9 protein-coding genes and 1 pseudogene are annotated in these 22,247 nt (G+C 41.7%); 6 read left to right on the forward strand and 4 right to left on the reverse strand.

Features of this window, described 5'->3' with window-relative positions:
• Nucleotides 1-79 precede the first annotated feature (79 nt).
• Nucleotides 80-1,216, reverse strand: coding sequence for a Na+/H+ antiporter NhaA (gene nhaA, locus IPO83_09685; GenBank protein ID MBK9731547.1), 1,137 nt, complete (start codon nucleotides 1,214-1,216; stop codon nucleotides 80-82).
• A 493-nt stretch (nucleotides 1,217-1,709) separates the two neighbouring features.
• On the opposite strand from nhaA, the gene IPO83_09690 reads away from it, so the two are divergent.
• The 3 genes from IPO83_09690 to IPO83_09700 all read left to right on the forward strand — a co-directional run bounded on the left by IPO83_09690 (nucleotide 1,710) and on the right by IPO83_09700 (nucleotide 7,739).
• Entirely contained in the window at nucleotides 1,710-4,832 is a 3,123-nt protein-coding gene (locus IPO83_09690; protein MBK9731548.1) for a T9SS type A sorting domain-containing protein, read from the forward strand.
• A 281-nt stretch (nucleotides 4,833-5,113) separates the two neighbouring features.
• Complete coding sequence (locus IPO83_09695; protein MBK9731549.1) at nucleotides 5,114-6,226, forward strand: glycosyltransferase; 1,113 nt, start codon at nucleotides 5,114-5,116, stop codon at nucleotides 6,224-6,226.
• Nucleotides 6,227-6,554: 328 nt separating this feature from the next.
• Nucleotides 6,555-7,739 (forward strand): hypothetical protein, encoded by a 1,185-nt coding sequence (locus IPO83_09700; protein ID MBK9731550.1) that lies wholly within the window; start codon nucleotides 6,555-6,557, stop codon nucleotides 7,737-7,739.
• Nucleotides 7,740-7,754: 15 nt separating this feature from the next.
• On the opposite strand, the gene IPO83_09705 is transcribed toward IPO83_09700, so the two are convergent.
• Both IPO83_09705 and IPO83_09710 read right to left on the reverse strand, forming a co-directional pair.
• On the reverse strand, nucleotides 7,755-8,489 hold the full coding sequence (locus IPO83_09705) for a class I SAM-dependent methyltransferase (GenBank protein MBK9731551.1): 735 nt from the start codon (nucleotides 8,487-8,489) through the stop codon (nucleotides 7,755-7,757).
• Nucleotides 8,490-8,495: 6 nt separating this feature from the next.
• Entirely contained in the window at nucleotides 8,496-9,416 is a 921-nt protein-coding gene (locus IPO83_09710; protein ID MBK9731552.1) for a hypothetical protein, read from the reverse strand.
• A gap of 244 nt (nucleotides 9,417-9,660) precedes the next feature.
• Here IPO83_09710 and IPO83_09715 point away from each other — a divergent pair, with 244 nt between their 5' ends.
• Together IPO83_09715 and IPO83_09720 are read left to right on the forward strand one after the other, a co-directional pair.
• Nucleotides 9,661-12,477 carry a carboxypeptidase-like regulatory domain-containing protein gene (locus IPO83_09715; protein ID MBK9731553.1) on the forward strand — a complete coding sequence of 939 codons (2,817 nt, stop codon included), beginning with the start codon at nucleotides 9,661-9,663 and terminating at the stop codon, nucleotides 12,475-12,477.
• A gap of 269 nt (nucleotides 12,478-12,746) precedes the next feature.
• Nucleotides 12,747-16,166 (forward strand): T9SS type A sorting domain-containing protein, encoded by a 3,420-nt coding sequence (locus IPO83_09720; GenBank protein ID MBK9731554.1) that lies wholly within the window; start codon nucleotides 12,747-12,749, stop codon nucleotides 16,164-16,166.
• A 104-nt stretch (nucleotides 16,167-16,270) separates the two neighbouring features.
• On the opposite strand, the gene IPO83_09725 is transcribed toward IPO83_09720, so the two are convergent.
• On the reverse strand, nucleotides 16,271-18,082 hold the full coding sequence (locus tag IPO83_09725; GenBank protein MBK9731555.1) for a hypothetical protein: 1,812 nt from the start codon (nucleotides 18,080-18,082) through the stop codon (nucleotides 16,271-16,273).
• 529 nt (nucleotides 18,083-18,611) lie between these two features.
• Between IPO83_09725 and IPO83_09730 the strand changes: the two are divergent.
• Nucleotides 18,612-21,996 (forward strand): annotated as a pseudogene (locus IPO83_09730) (methylmalonyl-CoA mutase family protein).
• The last annotated feature ends 251 nt before the right edge of the window (nucleotides 21,997-22,247 follow it).

Here is a 22,247-nt window from a genome sequence, read left to right on the forward strand (position 1 = left end):
GTTGTTGAACTCCCAGGTACATACTGATCAAATTGATTTCTTTGAGTCCAATTTATTTCAATGACTAATGACTCAATGACTAATTCCCAATTGACCTTTCGCTCGCCAGCAGCATCACCCCCGCCAATCCCGACAATAGCGACCCAACGAGTATCGCGAGTTTCGCAGTGTCTAAAACAGCAGCATCAGAAAATGCGAGTGTTGCAATAAAGATCGACATGGTAAAGCCAATACCTGCTGCAAATCCTGCTGCCAGCAGTTTTCTCCAGGTAACCTGAAGCGGTAATTGCGCCCATCCGGCTTTAATGGCGATCCAGGAGAACAGCATAATTCCCAGAGGTTTTCCGAGCAGTAATCCGGCAATAATTCCCAGGCTCAGCGGATGGAGTAACAAAGCAGCTCCTCCGTCAGGAAAAACAATGGCGGTATTCGCCAGGGCAAAAAATGGCAGTATGAGATAGTTCACCGGCTTCTGCAATGCATGTTCCATTGATTCTACGGCATTCATGGGTACACAAAAAGCAAGCAGCACACCGGCAACTGTGGCATGAACGCCGGAATGCAGAATGAACCACCACACTATAATTCCCGGTAGGAGATAAAAGATAACAGGACGCACCCTGAATTTTTGAAGCGTGTATAAAAAAGCAATGATCAACGCAGCATATAGTAATTGTCCGAGATTGATTTCACTGGTGTAAAAAATGGCGATCACCAGCACAGCTCCTAAATCGTCGATGATGGCCAACGCGGTCAGAAAAACTTTGAGGGCAAACGGTACTTTGTTACCCATGAGTGACAAGATACCAAGAGAAAAGGCAATATCTGTTGCAGTTGGAACTGCCCAGCCCTGCAGAAAATCCGTGTGCTGATTGAAGAGTACAAAGAATAATGCAGGCATGATCATGCCGCCAACAGCGGCCAAAACCGGCAACAACGATTGCCGGATATCTGAGAGTTCGCCATGCACAATTTCGCGGCGGATTTCCAACCCGACCATAAAGAAAAAAATCACCATCAGTCCATCGTTGATCCAATGAGAAACCGATAGTTGAAAAAAGGAACTGCCCACTTCAAGGTGCCAGAAATGCAGATAACTTTCCCGGTAGGGAGAATTACTGATGAATAATGAAAGTAAAGTGGCAACGATCAGCAGCAGGCCGGTCAGTTGCCCTTTTGCCGACATTTCAGCTATGGGATTTATGAACTGTTTCATATTGTTTGACCGGAACAATATAGCAAATGATTGATGCACAGGTGCAGCACAAACATCGTGGGTGAATGTCAAACTATAAATTAACTGTTCAGTTAATCTTTACGATTAGCAAAATGCAAAGACAGATCGCCAGGGTTTGTTTTCTGTCTAGAGTTCTGAATTATGTACCAAAATGTTTAAAAAGAAGTTGTTCGGAAAGACGTAAAGTCGCAAAGGAAATAGGAGTATAAAACTTTGGGGCTTGCGCTTTTGCGAGAAAAATCAAATGGCCACGAAGCAATTATTCCCGCACTTTTACAGGATTACATTGTCAGAAAAAGATATATAATGAACATATAGATACCTGAAAAAGCCGGTTGACAACATAGAGGAAATGTATTCACTTGGATTCATTAGAAATTGTATTTTCGTCCACGTTTTAAGTAAAAAAATCACCTTATTTAAAGACCATTTGATACAACCGTTACTAAACATCTTTCAAAAAAACACCTGTATGTTAACTGTATTATCTACCCGCTTCTGCATTCGTCAAGTCCGGAAAGCACTTTGGTTGATCACCTGTTGCTACTTTTTTACTCAATTTGCCACAGCGCAGGTGATTACTGTTCCAGCCTCAAATCCAAATGATTCATCGAACCGAAAACCACTCGGCTGCTTTTACGGCTACGAGCGCACAGCAATGCTGTATACTTCGAGCGAAATAGGCCAGGGTGGAAGCATCACGAAGGTTGGATTTTACCTGAATTCAAAGAACAATCCCGCTGCTGCTACTCCGGTAATCATCCGGATGAAATCAGTTGCTCCGAATTCATTTACTTCCTCCATTTATTATACTCAGGCTTTCGGTTCCACGCAGGTTTTTAACGGAGTAATTACATCCGACATGCTCACTGCAGACAACTGGGTTACCATTGAGCTGGGTACAGCTTTTAACTACAGCAGCAATAACCTGTTGGTGTTGGTAGAAACGAATTACGGGGAATTCGGTGGAGAAAATTATGACGCCAAACTATTCCGCCAATCTACTACCACCAGCTATCGTTGCCAGTTTTGGGAAGATGACCTTATCCCTCCTGCTGACTATGGTACACTCATCAAGAAACGTCCAGCCATTCAATTGACTTTTGAAGCGAACTGCGTTGGTACACCTAATCCAGGCAACACCCTTTCTACCTCCGCTTCCGTTTGTGTAAATGAACCATTTACCCTTTCATTGCAAAATGCGCCAACTACGCCAGGTCTTTCTTATGTGTGGCAATATTCTCCGGATGGTAATGATCCATGGACAACCATTCCGGGTGCAACAGCTTCCACACTAGTTTACACGCAGTCGACAGCAAATTATTACCATTGCAAAGTAACCTGTAACGCAGGCGGCGCAACAGGCACTTCCAATTCGTTGCTGGTGGGTTTAAATCCTTTTTACGAATGCTACTGCGCATCTTATGCTGCCGATATCAGCGATTCAAAAATCAATTCGTTTCAGATGGCGGATATCAGTACCAGTTCATCGCCGGGCACTTGTGAATCTTATACTGATTATACAGCCGTACCCGGAAATGTAAGTGCCGGAGAACTGGTTACCATGAAAATTGACAATGGCTCCTGCAGCGGATTTTTTTATGATTCGTACGTTGGTGTTTATATTGATTACAACCAGAATGGAGTTTACGAAGAAGCCACAGAACTGGTGTATGGCTACGGACCGGTCACCGATTTCAATTCCATACCCGACTATACCTTTATTTTTCCCACGGTAGCGCCGGGAGGCGTGACGGGTATGCGTGTGATTGTTACAGAAGGAGATTCGATTCCCTATGCCTGCGGTGAATATACCTATGGAGAAACGGAAGATTATCTATTGAACATTACAGCAGCTACGGCTTGTACCGGATCACCAAGTCCGGGAGCAACACTTGCTACACAATCTTCTGTTTGTCCGGATGAGCTCTTTGAATTATCAATTGCCAATTACGAGACCAGCACAGGTATCTCTTACCAGTGGCAATCCAGTCTTACTGACAATAATTATAACAACATCAATGGTGCCACCTCTGCCACCAGAACACAGTCGCAAACAGTTGCAACCTGGTATCGCTGCAAGGTAACCTGTGATAATTCCGGTGAATTTACTTTCTCCACCGGAGTACAGGTTAATATGAATCCATTCTATGCCTGTTACTGTGCTTCCTATGCATTGAAAGATGATGACACGAAAATTGATACCATTAAAATTGGCAACCAGGTGTTCGGAACATCACCTGCTGCCTGCGAAACGTACACTGATAATACAGCGATTGATCTGCAGGTTGCCAAATCCGGTCCTGTAACTATTCAGATTGACAATGGTGCATGCACCGGACAGTTTTATGAAGCGTATGTTGCGGTGTACATTGACTATAATCAGAACAATGTTTACAATGCCAATGAGCTGGTTTATTCATACGGACCGACTACTGATTTGCACAGCATTCCTGATGGTGTATTTACTATTCCCGGTGTAACTCAACTTGGCAAAACCGGCATGCGCATAATTATTGCTGAAGGAGAATCGGTACCTGCCGCCTGTGGAACATATGAATTTGGAGAAACAGAAGATTTTGCCATCAACATTGTTGATCAGCCACCTTGCCTGGTACCACCCAATGCAGGTGTAGCATCAGCGTCTGTTCAGTCTTTTTGTGCTGTTGATGTGCCTGCGGAAATTACACTTACCCTCACGGAAAATTCCACCGGACTGGGACAAACCTATCAATGGGAATCATCTGCTGACAACGTTATTTACACACCGCTGGCCGGACAAACAGACACTACTGCCACCGTTACGGTTACTGCTACTACCTACTATCGTTGCAAGGTGACTTGCTCAGGTAACAGTGCATACTCTGTTGAAGTGATGGTACTCGTGAAAGCTACTCCTACCGGGAATACACAACTGAATCCAATTGTGATCACGACATTACCGTACATAGATACGCGTGATAACCTTTCTTCCAATTGCTGGACGAGCGATTATACCAACATCACGCAACAACCTTCGCCGGATGTTTTTTATTCATTATCGCTCACCGACACTTCCGGAACATTGGAAATTTCAACCTGTGAAACCACTTCAGGATTCAATACCTACGTGCACCTGATAACAGAAGCCGGTGTTCATCAAAACAGTAATGACAATAACGGGGTGCTTTGTACCGGCAATAATGCTTCCATCAAATTCTATGAGGGAAATGTGCCAATCAATTTATTCATTGTAGTGGAAGGTCATGCTGCTGATGAAGGAAATTATACGCTTACAGTTAATTTCATTCCTGATTCAGCAACCGGAGTAGTGAACAGTCCGGCCATAGCAGCAAGCAATTTTTCCATTTACCCGAACCCAACTGATGGAAATGTGACCGTGCAGTTGAATCTTAATAATGATGCAAACAAAGTTGCTGCTCTGAATCTCTACAACACGATCGGACAGTTAGTGCAGACAGAAAAAGTAACCCTGGTTCAAGGTCAATACAATGGTTCATTACAATTGAATACTTTATTGGCCAATGGTGTTTACAATCTCCAGCTTAATGATGGAGCAACTGTGATATCAAAGCCCATTGTGATACAACGTTGATTTTTTTTCCTGATAAGAAAAACCCGTGAGTCAATGTGATGCACGGGTTTTTTTGTGGAATTAATCGTGGTAGCTGAAGGATGCAATGGAGTTGTGATTGATAAATGATGAGATGGTTGAATGTTTAAATGGCTGTGACAAAGCCGAACGATAATTTGCTTACCTGGTCGAGATTGCTTTGCAAGAAGGATATCGGTATTGTTCAACTTTATATCTTTAGCCATAGCATTGCATTTAAAGATCAGCACTTGCTTTTCCATCAATATTTTTCTATTTGTTGAATGACACAACCACTCCAACTGATTATTCTCACGCCCGGTTTTCCGATAAATGAACAGGATACCAGTTGTATTCCGGCGTTGCAGGATTTTGTTTTGGGTTGGAAAGAAAATTTTCCTGAAGACACTATCCGCATCATTGCCTTTCAATATCCTCATACATCCCAATCTTATTCATGGCATTCGATACCTGTTTATGCTGCAGGTGGGCATGATAAAACCGGCGGATACAAGTTAATCACGTGGATGAAAATATTTCTTCAACTATTATTATGGAAGGGCAGTTTTAAAAATTGGTATTTCACTTTCCATTGGAGAGGGACTACAGGTGAGGAGAAAAAAAAGCAAAGCGTGGTGCTTTCCTATTTTCTTACGGAAGCAAGTTATGTTGGGCAACTATTTTCACGATTTTCCAGTGTCAGGCATATTGCAATTGCCGCTGGTCAGGATGTAAAAAAATCAAATCCGTATCTGCAGCGTTTGAATTTCAAAAAGCTCACTGTCGTCGTCTTCACTCGTAAAATGTATGAAGAGCTATTGATTTCCACTGGCAAAAAAGCGGAGGCCATCATTCCGATGGGTGTATTGCACAAAACGGCAATAGATGCAACTACCGTTGAAAGACCGATTGATATACTCATTGCAGGATCACTGATAGTACTGAAGCAGGTTGATATTGCCATCCGGATTATTGCAACAGTAAAAAAAGAATTTTCAAATCTGAAAGTTGAAATCGTCGGCAAAGGAAGTGAACGACCCATGTTAGCGCAACTCGTAAATGAACTGCAACTCCACGATCAGATTAAATTTAACGGAGCGCTTACCCGCGAAGAGGTAAGAGAAAAAATGATGCAGTCAAAAGTCTTACTGCACACTTCCGGCTACGAAGGCCAATCCACAGTAATCTCTGAAGCATTGGAAGCAGGCATGTATGTAATTTGTTTTGATGTGGGAAGAATTACAGATCATGAAAAAATAAAAGTCTGTGCAGAACAAACGGACATGGTACATGCGTTGAAAGAAATTCTTACGCTTCATGATCCTGACTTTTCTCCGGTGGAATTATTCAGCATGTCAGAAACGGTGAAGGCGTATAAAAAATTTATGGATTGTTGAATTTAACAGGCATGTTTTTGTGCCTAAGAAGTTGTTTTGAAATCAATCAATATAATTGTTACATCGCTTACCCTTCGGCTGCGTTCAGGGTGCGCTTCTGGCAAGCCGAACCAAAGAGCATTGTAAAAAAATTAATTGATTTCAAAACTGATTCTAAAAGATTGTAAAAATAGTTTTCGGGTTTATCATAGTCAAATGCGAATTTGCAATCGGCGGCTGTATCAACTTTGGCTGTTTATCTTGCTGCCTGCAAATCATTTCCAAAGTTTACCTATGCGGAAAATATCTAAGTTTATACGACATGACTTCGCTACATTTTCTCCGATAAATGATTGCACTACCCTTCAAAAAATTCCGTCAACGGTTATTATTGCTTTCAGCAAGCGCTGCTTATAACCTTGTTCCGATGGTTTTTAATGTGGTGATAGCAGCACTGGTGGTGCGGTGGTTGTCTGCTGCCTTATGGGGCGAAATGGTGCAAGTGATGTTGTGGATCACCATCGCAGGTAATATTATGGCCTGGGGAAATAAAGATTACCTGATCCGCAACTTCAGTGCAGATCCTTCTTCCATCAGGTTGGTCTGGCAGCAAAGTTTTGGCAGTCGCAGTTTGCTGGTCGCAATTTTATTAGGTGTACTTATTTTTCTTCCGCTTCCTTTTAGTATTAAAACCTGGGTAGCGGTTTATCTTCTCGCTCGCTTTGTTTACATGTCGTATGATTCCATCATTGTATTCAGGAGAAATTTTGGTATCACCTTATTGCTGGAATCATCCGGATTCATCTTGCTGGGTGCTGCCATCTTTTTTTTACACCCTGCTGAACTTTCCCAATTGTTGAGTTGGTTTGCCTGCACGGAACTTCTGAAAGCAGCAGCCATCATTTTCATTTATCGCAATCGGGTATTTCCGGTATTCTTCAAAAGTTTTGATCACATTTATTTCGTGCTTGCATTTTCATTCTTCCTGCTTTATTTCACCGGCATGCTGGCTTCTAAAATCGATCTGATTTGTGTCACTTCATTTTTCAGCAAAGAAGAAATCGCACGTTACCAGGTGCTCATGAGTTTGTTGCAGGCCACTCAACTTTCCATTCCGATCCTGCTGATTCCGTATCTAGCTATCATCTACCGGTTGCCCGTTGCTTCGATCCGTAAAATGGCGCTCCGCCTTTTTATTGTCGGTATGCTGATAGCAGCCATTGCGGTTTTCGCTACGTCAGTATTGCTCGAATGGATCTACCGTTTTCAGTATGATCCGCTGATCTTTCTGCTTGGATGGCTGATCGTAATACCCGGATTTTACTATGCGCCTTTGATATACCGGCTCTTCAGAAACAACAGGCAACATATAGTGGTCATCATCTCTTTTCTTTTTATAGCGCTAAGTGCCGCACTGATATTTTCGTTCGTAAGGATTTTACCTGAACCATTTACAGCCATATTTATCGCCATGGCCGTCTCACAATGGATACAGGTAATTATTTATTTTTTTGTGGGAAGAAAAATTGCCTGAGCTAACAGTCAACTTTCAATCAATCTTTCTGAATAAGTAATTAGGATTCTTCAACACAACTTCATAGTCCTTTCTTGCTTTCATCTCTTTCATGAAATCGCGCATTCCGGTAGCAATGTGAGCAGCGGAATCATCAAAAAAAACAAATCCGCCTTGTACAAGATGGCTATGCACATTTTCAAAATCACGTTTCACAAATTCATATTGATGATTGCCGTCGAGATAGGCGAAGCTGATAGGTCCGCCCAAAGTTTCCGGTTCTGCCCAAATGTTGTTTACTGGTTTACGTTGTTTCCAGCATTCAAAAAATTCATCTGAAAACATTTCGAAGGTATGTGGCAAACGTCCGGCACAAAAAAACCGGACGTTGCGAAGGAATGAATCACGGACGTACGCCTTCATTTCTCCCGGTGATACTTTTAAAACACGGGAATAATAATTTCTTTCTTTTTCTTCAAATTCCCATTTATCAATATTGATTAAAATATTTTTCCTGTTGTGCAGCTCCAGCATGTGACTGAGCATACAGGTTGACATACCTGTGAAAGATCCGATCTCTATCACCGGATCAGTTGACGGCAAATGCTTAACCGCATAATCAATGCTATAAATATTTTCAGGCGCAAACAAGGTCGCTCCATTCATCGATACATATAATGCATCATAAAATTCATCGGCCATCTTTTTATAAGGAAATATAATGGTCCTGATGTTCCTGTATGGTGCGCTTCTGAATAACTTTTGCAGCATGTTTTCTTATTTGGGAAGGTCAAAACTATTTTTAAAATAGTTGCGGTTAAACCAGGGTGTATATCCGAGTTCAAGGCCCGTATTAAGCTGATAGCTGTTCGCCACACGGAAAATAAATTGCGAATGCACCCCTTTTTGAAAAGTGTGTTCTAAAAGCAACTCATTTGTCTGAATAGCAAAAGCAGGCACCGGAATTTTCCATTGCGTTGATGGAATAAATTCCATTGTTGCAGCCTCCTGCGGTATAATTCCACCTGCATGATGCCGGCCAAGTTGATAAACAGCGTGGCGTTGCTCATAGGGAACAGAAGAGGAACAAATCTTTTTGGTAGCCAGGATATGAGGGATGGCAGCACTCGTGGTGCGGATACTGAAAATACGATGCGTATCGGAAATGCAGCCTGCAATGTCAACCGGAAAAACATCAAATCCATTTTGATGCTGCACCGAAACCAGGAAAACCGGTCGTGGTTTTAGACTGAAAACGAACAACTTTAAAAGGTCTTTTGGTGGTACCACAAAGTTTTGCGATTTTTTATTGGTGCTGTTTTTCAGTGATAATAAAATGGAATTCCAGAGAGCTGCAAAAAACGAAAGGGGATGATAGGAAAGTTTTGCTTCAAAGATACACAGCGTGTTACCGTTGAATTTTTCTAAGCCGGCTGATTGAAGGTGAAGTTTTCCCAATAGCGTTTCATTGGTTGCTATATGCAGAATACCATTTTCAGGATTTAGAAATTTAATGGCTGCTGCATTTATTGCTATTGTAAAAGGTTTCAGTGAAATCAATGCATGAAAATCAGTAATGTCATATTGATGTTCACCGTCGATAAAAAAAACGTTGACAGTATCCTGAGCAGTAATGGCCACCGGATGAAGCTTCCTTATATTCAGGTATCTTGAAAAACTTCTTTTGGGATGGATCATGAAAAACTCTCAACGTTCAATTCAGTGATTGTTCAGGATGTGAACTTACACAGTTTTTCAGGTTATACTCAGAATTGAAATGGACAATCCGCTTCTGAAAAGTAGTTTTTTTCAGGCGTCAGGCAAGCGTGTAAAACTGCAAAAGTTAATATTCCTCCGATTTTATTTGCAAGCAGCTTTGCAAAAATTTTGAAATACTCATCCTTTACCTATATTAACAGAAGTAAATCACAACGCCCTGCTTATGCTACTACGCTTAACCCTTGCATGCTGCCTGTTGATACTGGCACACCATGGCATTGCGCAAACTATCAGAGGCACCGTTAAGGATGCGCAAACAGGAGAAGCTCTTATTGGTGCCAACGTCGTAATCAAGGGAACTACCAACGGTACCGTAACAGATGAAGACGGAAAATTTTCACTGACTCTTGCGCAATCACTTCCGGTAACGCTCACTGTTACTTATCTCGGTTACCTCCATCTTGATGTAACAATAAAAGATGCCGCGAATGCTGTCACCATCAAATTGAATGCTGACAAAGTAATTTTGAAAGAAGTGGAAATCACCGGCAGCCGCATTTCAGAAAAACAAAAAGAATCTCCGCTTACGGTTGAATCAATGGACCAGATTGCCATTCGTCAGACTCCTGCATTTAATTTTTATGAAGGTCTTGGTCAACTGAAAGGTGTGGATGTTACTTCCGCAAGTCTTGGATTCAAGATCATCAATACACGAGGTTTCAATTCCACTTCACCGGTTCGTTCCTTACAGATAATTGATGGCGTTGACAACCAGGCGCCGGGACTCAGTTTTTCGCTCGGCAATTTTTTAGGCGCACCGGATCTTGATGTCTTAAAAGTAGACCTGGTAGTTGGTGCGAGTTCAGCGTTTTATGGTCCAAATGCTTTCAATGGCGTGATTAGCATGACCACCAAAGATCCGTTCCAGACGCCGGGATTTTCCATCTCCCTCAAAGGCGGCGAACGCAGTTTGTTTGAAGGTGCTTTGCGTTGGGATCAGGTATTCAAAAATAAATCTGGCGTAGAAAAATTTGCTTATAAAATCAATGGGTTCTTATTGCGTGCTAACGATTGGGAAGCCACCAACCTTGATCCGGTTTTTGAAACGCAGGACGATCAAAGCAATCCCGGCGGTTATGATGCGGTGAATCGTTATGGCGATGAATTTTATTTCGCACACGATTATTCAAAAAGCATTGCAGCGTATCCGGGACTCGGGCGATTTTACCGCACCGGTTATCTTGAAACTGATCTCGTAGATTACAATACCCGCAACTATAAATTAACAGGTGCTTTTCATTATAAAATTCGTCAGGATTTACAACTGATTTACGCAACTAACTTTGGATCCGGCACAACCGTTTATCAAGGTGATAACCGGTATTCACTGAAAGACATTTTGTTTTTTCAAAACAGGATTGAGTTGCAGAAAAAGGATAAATTTTTTATTCGCGCTTATGCCACCAATGAAAATGCCGGCAAATCGTATGACGCCTACTTCACAGCATTACTTCTTGAAAACGGAGCCAAAAGCAATGTAGATTGGGGCACTGATTATTTCACCAATTATTCTACTCAAGGTGTTCCCATCATCAGGGATATTCCAGGTTATCCAACTTTTGTGTTTGATCCTGACAATCCAAATGCTTACCAGGAATATATAGACAGCATCAGTTCTCTGCTTCTGAATTACACTTCGCTCATTGACTCTCTGCACAACAATGCGGAGAATTACGCGAACAACCAAAGTATCAGTCCCGGCCAGCATGCGTTTTATGTTCCGGGAACAGCATCGTTTGATTCCGCATTCAATTACATTACCACACATGAATCCTATGCAGATGGCGGATCGAAATTTTATGATAAGTCAGCGCTGTATCATCTGCATGGCGAATACAAATTCACGCCGCGTTTCATGAACATTACCGTAGGTGCTAATTACAGAACCTACCGGCCTAATTCACACGGCACGATTTTCAGCGATACCAATGGCGTAAAAATCACCAATTGGGAATATGGTGCGTATGCAGGTCTTGAAAAACGTTTTCTTGACAGTCTGCTAAAGATCAATGCCACATTGCGCATGGATAAGAATGAAAATTTTGATGTGCTTTTTTCTCCTGCGGTGTCTGCTGTTTACACCCTGAACAAAAGTAGTTTCAGGGCATCTTTCTCTTCCGCCATTCGAAATCCTACATTGACAGATCAATACTTGTATTATAATGTGGGCCCGGCCCTTTTGGTGGGTAATCTCAACGGTTTTGATTCGCTGGTTACGCTTCCTTCCCTGTTTGATAATATCAATACGCAGAACTACGATACGCTCGTATTTTTTAATGTGAAGCCGATACGGCCCGAACAGGTGAAAAGTATTGAAGTAGGTTATCGCGCTTCATTGTTTCAACACTTGTTTCTTGATATGAGTTATTACTACAGTTGGTACCGTTACTTTATCGGTTACAAATTGGGAGCAGTGATTGACTACAACGACATCATCAAGCGGCTCAATGGTTTTGATGTTTATCGTGTAGCAGCCAATACCGAAGACGAAGTAACAACTACCGGTTTTTCTATTGGATTGAATTACTACTTCAAAGATTATTTTTCCATCAATGGAAATTATTCTTACAACAAGCTTAACCTTCAGGGTTCTACTGATCCGATCGTTCCCGCTTTCAATACACCTGAAAATAAATTCAATGTCGGTATCAGTGGCCGCGACATTGCCATCAACATTGGTTTCCTGAATAAGATCTGGAAAAAACTTCCAGTGATACCTTTCAACAACTATGGTTTCAGCATTAATTACAAATGGGTAGAAGGATTTTTATATGAGGGCTCACCACAATTTACCGGTGAAGTGCCTACGTATGGAAAGGTGGATGCACAGATCAATAAAGTTGTTCCAAAGATTGATATGACCGTAAAAATCGGAGCGAGCAACTTGCTGAATAATATGAAGTTTGAAGTGTACGGTGGTCCGTATGTTGGAAGAATGGCGTATGTGCAGGTGTTGTTTGATTTGGGGAAGAAAAATTAGCAGAGAAATATGCCACCCGATCTATTTGTTTTCTCGGACCTATCCCAAATAAAGTGCTCCGTTCTTTAAAAACGAAATTGTATGCAAGTCAATATCGCAGATGAATTGTCCTTTATATCTTAATTCCATGCTTTTTTGAGGTCATATAAATTGTTACTTCAGAAACCTATCATCTAATGTTTGAAGTATAGTCTCCATATTTGTTTTACTCCATTTAGTTTAGTTTTGTCAACCTGACCGTTTACATTTAGCAGTTTTAATTTCCAGGTATGAAAAAAATCTTTACGCTCAAAACATACTGTGTAATCAGCACCATTTTATGGTTGTTAATGTTTACAGTCGTTTCCTTCGCACAATCATTTTCTACCGGAAAAACAACGGTCTCACTCGTGAATGATGATGCTGATAAAATCACCATCAAATTTGAAGCGGGCAAATTGATTCAAAAAAGGGTGAACACTGATTCCGGGGAAGCGGTAATCATAAATATTGATCAGGGAACTCCAATGCTTGAAAAGGGATTTCCTGATCTTCCCAAACTCACAGCAAGCATTATTGTTCCTGACGACAAAAACATGGAAGTATCTGTTACAGGAAGTCTGTACACTGATTATGAAAATATAATCGTAGCGCCTTCCAAAGGATCATTAAAAAGAGATATTGATCCTGCATCAGTTGCTTATACTTACGGTGAAGCTTACCGCGAAAACAATTTCTTTCCCAGGCAACTTGCAGCGTTGCGTGAGCCATATATTCTCCGTGACTTTCGCGGACAAACAGTGATCGTTTGTCCTTTTCAATACAATGCTGTTACCAAAACATTGCGTGTGTATTCGGAAATTACAGTCACAATTTTTCCTGATACTCAACCTGCAATAAATGTATTTCACAGAAATGCAGGCATTGAAATTAAAACTGATCCGGAGTTCAACAGATTGTATTCAAATCAATTTCTGAATTTTGAAAAGGATACCCGTTATAATCCGTTGGAGGAAGAAGGCAATATGCTCATCATAAGTTCCGGTCCGTTTATGAATGCAATGCAGCCATTGGTAGATTGGAAAATTCAACGAGGAATGCATACTGAAATGGTGGATGTTGCCACCATTGGAAATGATAAAACTTCCATAAAAAATTACGTCGCGAATTATTACAATACTCACGGACTGACTTATCTTTTACTGGCAGGTGATGCAGCACAAGTTGCAGCAGGCAGCACTTCCGCCGGTGATGCTGACAATGACTATGGTTATATTTCAGGTGAAGATCATTACCAGGAAATTTTTGTCGGACGCTTTTCCGCTGAGTCTGAATCGGACATCATCAACCAGGTGAACAAAACAATTTCCTATGAAAAAACGCCATTGAATGATGATCACTTTGCAAAAGGTATTTGCATTGCTTCCAATGAAGGCGGGGGAATTGGTGACGATGGTGAAGCGGATTACGAACATCAGGATCTTATCAGGACACAATTACTCGGTTACAATTACACTGACGTTGCAGCCTTGTTTGATGGAACACACGGCAACGCTGATGCGCCGGGCAATCCTGTTGCGAATGACCTTTCAACATTGATCGACAATGGAACAGGCATCATCAGTTACACTGGTCATGGAAGTGGAAGCAGTCTGAGCACCACCGACTTTTCCATCACCGATGCAAACAACCTGACGAACACAACACAATGGCCTTTTATGTGGGTGGTAGGTTGCAGCGTTGGAAATTTTACAGGCACAACCTGTCTTGCGGAATCTTTTGCGCGTTCAAATCACAATGGTTTGCCAACCGGTACTGTGGCTTCTTTTATGTCTACCATTTTGCAGGCCTGGGCAGAACCGATGGAAGCACAGGATGAGATGCATTCCATACTTTCTGAAAGCTATACGGGAAATATCAAACGGACTTTTGGCGGGTTATCTGTCAACGGTTGTTTCAGCATGAATGATAAGTATGGCGCCACCGGCTACAACATGACGGATACCTGGATAGTATTTGGTGATCCTTCCTTAGAGATAAGAACAGCGCAACCAACACTAATGCTCGCTGTGCATAATCCGACTATTGAATTGGGCAGCACTCATTTTATTATTACTTGTGATGCTGAAAATGCGCTGGCTTGTCTTTCTGTGAATGGAAATATTCTTGCTACTGCAACCATCACGGGTGGACTTGCAGATCTTTCATTTGATCCGCTTATTATTAATGATACTTTAACACTGACGATTACCGGATACAATAAAACACCGTATATCGCTGCTATTCCGGCAACTCAACCCGCCGGTCCATTTGTTTTTAATGGTGGAAATGTTATCAATGATATCACAGGTAATTACAACGGACTTGCTGATTTTAATGAAGCGATCACGCTGGATGTCACTTTGCAAAACCTTGGACTGACTGCTGCTGTAGGCGTAACAGCAACGATTGCCACCTCCGATCCGTTTATAAATATTACTGATGCCGCTGCATCCTACAATACAATTCAAAGTAATACTGCTGTCATTCAAACCAATGCATTTGCATTCACAGTCGGAGACAATGTACCAGATGGACATGTGGCTTTCTTCAGTTGCATAATTACAGATAACAATTCGAATACCTGGAGTTCTTCCTTTTCCATTTTGCTTAATGCGCCGTTGCCTGCTGTGAACTCACTGGTAATCAATGATGCTATTGGTGGTAACGGCGATGGATACTTAGATCCATCTGAAACGGCAATCGTTACCATCTCTACTTCCAACAACGGACACAGCGATATCGGAAATGCAATTGCTACGCTTTCTTCCAACAGCAATTTCATTACTGTCAGCAGTGCAACGTATAACATTGGCAACCTTAATGCCGGAGAAAATCAAACAGCTACGTTTGAAATTACTGTTGCGCCTGCTGCAATTTTTGGCATTGATGTGATCTTGACCTGTGATCTGATGGCGGGTGCTTACAGCAGTTCAAATAATTTCATAACAGTGATTAGTCCTGCAATCGAAGATTTTGAAACCAATGATTTCACTTCGTATGAATGGCAGTTAAGCGGCATTGCCAATTGGTTCACTACCACTGAAAATGCTTATGAGGGAAGTTATTGTACGAAGTCAGGCAACGTAAATAATTTTCAGTCTACCACTCTTGAAATAGTTTTGCCGGTTCAGTTTGAGGATGAGATTTCTTTCGCGCACAAAGTTTCTTCCGAAGCAGGATATGATTCACTTGCATTTTATATTGATGGTGTAGTGCAAAATAGCTGGTCAGGTGAATCGGCATGGGCAGTATCTTCCTATGCAATTGACAGTGGCTTACACAACTTTAAATGGGTCTATGCAAAAGACGGTTACTTTTCCAATGGAGCAGATGCCGGCTGGCTGGATGATATAAAGCTGCCTGCTTTTCAAGTGAATACTGCGACAGGTATTCATTCTTCAGTTGCTGATGATCAGGTCACCGCGTTTCCCAATCCATTTGTACGACTTACCACGATCAGCTACAGGCTTACAAATGCTGCCAGCGTGAGTATTGATTTGTACAATGAGTCGGGCCTGAATGTAAAGCAGTTGGTGGTGAATGAAGCACAGTCAGCAGGTGATTATCAGTTTGCATTTGATGGGAGCAGATTGCCTTCAGGAATATATTTTTGCTCCGTGCTCATCAATGGTAAAACCACCATTTATAAATTAGTTTTAAACCGGTAAGAAGATGTGGTGGAATAAATAGTTATTACAGAGACCTTGAAATTCACCAAATTTTTTCCGTGCCTTCCGTGCCTCCGTGGCAATTAAAATCTTTTGAGCAAATCCTATTTCAAAATAACCTGTTCCACCCTCAGGTCATCAATAAAAATTTTCTTTTTACTATTTGCATTCCAGAAACTGACCTGTAAATTGTCGGCATGCATCGATGGCATACTGTGAATGTCTACTGTAACATACTGCCAACTGCCCTGATCTGTTGCACGTTGAATCCGCATTATATTATTCCGGACTTCTTGCTGATGCGAAAATAATTTGAGGGTGAATTGAGTCATTCCCCAAACGTCCCATTCCTTATCCGGAAAATAAACAGCGGCACTGGCACGCAGCCATAACTCTTTGTCGTGATCAACCGGAATTGCGTAGGACTTCGAAAATTGCTGGCTGTCACTCAATTGAATTAAAAGACCGGCAGCATAACTATCCTTGCTTCGGACACTATCATAAACCGGAGATTTAATTTTATAAACTACCTGTAGCTGATCGTCTAACGGTGCGGGCATCTCCTCTTTGCTGTCCAACAGTTTTTTATCCTTCTGTTCAATGGATGTTTTTCCAAAAATGCGCCAATAGTACGCACGTGTCATGTTTTCTGCTTCAAAAATTCCATCTGCATGAGCCTGATAAGTCTGCAGTAAATTCAGCCAGCAACAAAATATTACACCAATGCCTATAAGGGTTCGCATTATTTTTTTATCACGCACAAAGTCAAAAAATGCTGCAAGCGGAAAAATCAAAAGGGCATATGACTGAACCATAGCTCTCGATCCGAAGCTTCCGCCATACCACCATATTTGCCAGGAATAAACGATGTATATATTGATAAGCATAAAAATGAAAACCGGCCAGAATATTTCTTTCCTTCTGATATATAAAAAGAGGAGACCAATCAATGCCAGTGCCATCACCGGTGTGTAAACCAACCACCCGTTCTTAAACGTGAGCATGCCGAAATACAGATGTGGCTGTGTCCAGTCAAATCCCTGGTCCTGGTAAGAATAATATACCCATTCGCCCGAAATTCTTTTCCAGTAAAGAACCTGCGGCAGTATAGCAATTCCAAATGCCACTGCACTAATGCACAGTTTCAGGCGGTGCTGCCAGAGAAGTCGTAACCTTTCTGGAATTCCTTTCCATAAATTTATTCCCCATACAAATGGAATGATAAGGATTATGATTTCTGTTGGTCGTGTTACGGTGGCAAGTCCGCATAAAAAACCAATTACCACACTCCCTGTAATGGAAGGTTTTTCATACCATTTTATCGTTAACCATATTACCAGGCAATAAATGGTAAAAAGATAATTGTGCGACATCGGTCCTGCATAAGAAACATAGTTGAAATAATTTGTTGCAAGCACCAGCACCAGCAATACAACAGCAGTAATACGGTCGTCAAAGTGTTTCAACAAATTTTTTCTCGCAAACCACAATCCGATCCATGCAACGAGAATGCTTCCGAAAGAAATCATCACCTGGTAGGGGTAAGAAAATCCATCCACTGCATATCCGCCTGCGTGCGCCCACAAATGAGCAACACCAAAAAATGGCAGGTACATCAGTGCCATGCCTATTGAATATTTCATCATATAGTTTCCGCTGGGCAATTGGAACGCATTTCCGAATCCATCAACAGGATGATAGGTGTCAAGAATATGTTGCAGGTTGTGCAACTTGCTGATATCATCGTAGAAATAAGAAGGCAGGTAGAGGTAATAACCCATCACATCCCAACTCAGCGTGGCTTCTGTTCCGGAAATAATCCACTTAGGATAAAGAAAGGCGCTAAACGTCAGGAAGAGAATACTAAACAGAAAGGCAATTAACGAAACAGGATGACTTTCTTTGGACTTCAGCATGAATGATTTTATTACCTGCAATCTGCGGGAAATTTCTTTCTCGTGCAAGAACCCACTCCGGTGGGGCATTTCAAATTGTCGGACGTCAGAGAAAATGGTCAGTTCTCAGATCTTTTGCTTTTTAAACTTATCATAGGAGAGTTAGCACTGTCCATCCACAGAACCGGTATTTTTTTGCTTTCACGCTTCAACTGCCACAGTCCTGCTTTTACTCCCTGGTCTCAAGTTGTTGTGCTTTGAGCCAGCGGGAATACACGGGGGCGGTGTAAGCAATTTGCAATGAGACAAAATACGCTGAAGTCATCCGATGACTGAGTGTGGCGGCATAATAATATTCGAGTCTGTGCCAGTTAAAGGATTGATAATGATTGTGAAAAATCAATCGTACCAGAAAAGAAAAAAATTAAATTGATTGACTTGCATTACAAATGGTAAAGGACAGCAAAAATAAGCCCTGCCAAAGTTTACACAACACGGCGCAACCTCATAACCGAAGTGCTATCTTTATACCTGAAAATTCCCCTGAACAATGACAAAGCCGGAAGTATATAAACCCAAAAATAAAATACGTGTTGTAACTGCTGCTTCATTGTTCGATGGTCATGACGCTGCTATTAATATCATGCGCCGCATCATCCAATCGAGTGGTGCTGAAGTGATTCATCTCGGTCATGACAGGAGTGTGCAGGAAGTAGTGGATTGCGCCATTCAGGAAGACGCGCAGGCAATTGCCATGACAAGTTACCAGGGTGGCCACATGGAATATTTCAAGTACATGTTTGATTTATTGAAGGAAAAAGGTTGTTCACATATCAAAATATTCGGCGGTGGAGGTGGCGTAATTCTTCCTGTAGAAATTGAAGAACTGCAACAATATGGAATCGCGCGCATCTATTCACCTGATGATGGGCGTGCCATGGGTTTGCAGGGAATGATCAACGATATGTTGCAGCAATGTGATTTTCCAACAGGCATGCATTTGAATGGAGAAGTGAAGGAATTAAAAAACGTAATCCGCATGCCATTGCAACGCTTATTTCCGGCGCTGAAAATTTTCCGGAACAATCTAAATTGTTGCTGGATCAAGTGCATCAATTATCAAAAAGTACAAAACGCCGGTTCTCGGAATTACCGGAACCGGTGGCGCAGGTAAATCTTCTTTAGTAGATGAATTGGTGAGAAGATTTTTAATAGACTTCAAAGAAAAAACGATCGCTATCATTTCCGTTGATCCTTCCAAACGTAAAACCGGCGGCGCGTTGTTGGGTGATCGCATCCGTATGAATTCAATTCGCAGCGAAAGAGTGTTTATGCGTTCGCTCGCTACACGTCAATCCAATCTTGCATTGAGCAAGTATGTGAAGGAAGCTATTGACATTATAAAAGCCGCACAATTTGATCTCATCATGCTCGAAACTTCAGGCATTGGTCAAAGCGACACTGAAATTATTGAACACAGCGATCTGAGCTTATATGTAATGACACCGGAATATGGAGCAGCATCACAGCTTGAGAAAATTGACATGCTTGATTTCGCCGACATTATTGCACTCAACAAGTTTGACAAACGCGGCGCACTCGATGCCATACGCGATGTGAAAAAACAATACAAACGCAATCACCAGTTGTGGGAAGTGGACGACGAAGACATTCCCGTTTTCGGAACCATCGCTTCGCAGTTCAATGATCCCGGCATGAACCGGTTGTACAAATCGGTGATGGATAAAATTTCTGAAAAGACCGGTGCAGCATTGCAGCCTCACCTGGATATCACGAAGGAGATGAGTGAAAAAATTTACATCATTCCTCCTGCGCGCACACGATACCTGAGTGAAATTTCAGAAAATAACCGCAAATATGATCAATGGGTGGTGCAGCAAAGTGATGTTGCACAGAAACTTTTTGCTTTAAACACATCAAGAAATATTTTTGAAACCACATCAGAAAACACCGGCGAAAAGACAACGGCAATTGCTTATGTGAATGCGCACTATTCCAATCTTGAGTTATTATTAGATGGTCAAAACAGGAAACTGCTGGAAGGATGGGAAGAGAAATGCAAAAATTACCGTGATGAATTCTATGTCTATAAAGTTCGTGGCAAAGACATCAAAGTGAAAACACATACGGAATCTCTTTCTCACAGTCAAATTACAAAAGTTGCTACTCCGAAATTTGAAGCATGGGGAGAAATCCTGAAATGGGTGTTGAAAGAAAATTTTCCTGGGGAATTTCCATACACAGCCGGCATCTATCCATTCAAGCGCGAAGGTGAAGATCCGACTCGTATGTTTGCCGGTGAAGGTGGACCCGAACGCACCAACAAACGATTCCATTATGTTTCATTAGGTCTTCCTGCGAAGAGATTGTCTACTGCATTTGATTCCGTTACACTCTACGGACAGGATCCTGAATACCGTCCCGATATTTACGGCAAGATTGGTAACAGCGGTGTTTCTATTTGTTGTCTGGATGATGCAAAGAAATTATACAGCGGCTTCAACCTCGCTGATGCAAAAACTTCTGTATCGATGACCATCAATGGTCCCGCAGCAATCATCACCGGATTTTTTATGAATGCTGCGATTGATCAGCAATGCGAGTTGTATATTAAAGAACATGGACTCACCGAAATTGTGAATGAAAAGATTGCAGAAATTTATAAACGAAAAGCTACCAAACGACCTGCTTACCAGGGATCATTGCCTGAAGGAAACAACGGATTAGGATTGATGTTGCTCGGTGTAACCGGCGATCAGGTATTGGAAGCAGACGTTTACAAAAAAATAAAAGAAAATACCTTGCACCAGGTTCGTGGAACTGTGCAGGCAGATATCCTGAAAGAAGACCAGGCACAGAACACCTGCATTTTCTCTACTGAATTCTCCTTGCGGTTGATGGGGGATGTACAGGATTATTTCATCAAACAAAAGGTGCGCAATTTTTACAGCGTGTCTATTTCCGGCTATCATATTGCTGAAGCCGGTGCTAATCCAATCACTCAACTGGCATTTACATTGGCCAATGGATTTACGTACGTGGAATATTATTTAAGTCGCGGCATGAATATTAACGACTTCGCGCCTAATCTTTCCTTCTTCTTTTCAAATGGCATTGACCCGGAATATGCAGTGATTGGAAGAGTGGCCAGGAGAATCTGGGCCAAAGCCATGAAGTTGAAATACGGTGCGAATGAAAGATCACAGATGCTGAAGTACCACATTCAAACCAGCGGCCGTTCGTTGCATGCACAGGAAATTGATTTCAATGATATCCGCACTACGCTACAGGCACTGTATGCCATTTATGACAATTGCAATTCACTCCATACTAACGCATATGATGAAGCCATCACTACACCAACCGAAGGAAGCGTACGTCGTGCAATGGCCATCCAATTGATCATCAATCGGGAATTGGGTTTGGCGAAAAATGAAAATCCGATGCAGGGATCTTTTATCACAGAAGAACTTACTGATTTAGTAGAAGAAGCAGTGCTTGCGGAATTTGATCGCATCACGGAACGTGGCGGCGTGTTAGGTGCAATGGAAACCATGTATCAACGTGGAAAAATTCAGGAAGAGAGCATGTACTATGAAACATTAAAACATAATGGCGAATATCCGATCATAGGTGTCAATACCTTCTTAAGTTCAAAAGGATCTCCTACAATTATTCCTTCGGAAGTGATTCGTGCAACCACTGAAGAAAAGGAATACCAGATCAACATGTTGGGTGAATTACACACTACCTATAACGACGTAACGCCGCAGCTTTTATCAAAACTCCAATCTACTGCCATTCAAAACAAAAACATGTTTGAAGCACTTATGGATGCAACGAAATATTGTTCGCTGGGACAGATTACGAATGCATTGTTTGAAGTAGGTGGGCAATACAGGAGGAATATGTAATTTTTTTTCTCTTGCAGTCGTTACACCTGGCTTAGAAAACGTCAACAATAATAAGCTTGCAGGAAAAACCACAATTTATTTTCCCGGAATTATCCCTATCAAAGTTTGCCCATTACTCCAGTAAGAAAATAACGAACGGGAAAATTTGCACAGCATTTGGATAGATTAAGCAGCCGGACTCTTCTCTGAATCTTGTTATAGCTACGGTATATGCAAAAAAGCAAAGTGAATGGTTGCTTCTCTATCCGGAA

It is taken from the genome of Chitinophagaceae bacterium (genome assembly GCA_016717285.1).
In the GTDB taxonomy this organism is placed as follows: Bacteria; Bacteroidota; Bacteroidia; order Chitinophagales; family UBA10324; genus JACCZZ01.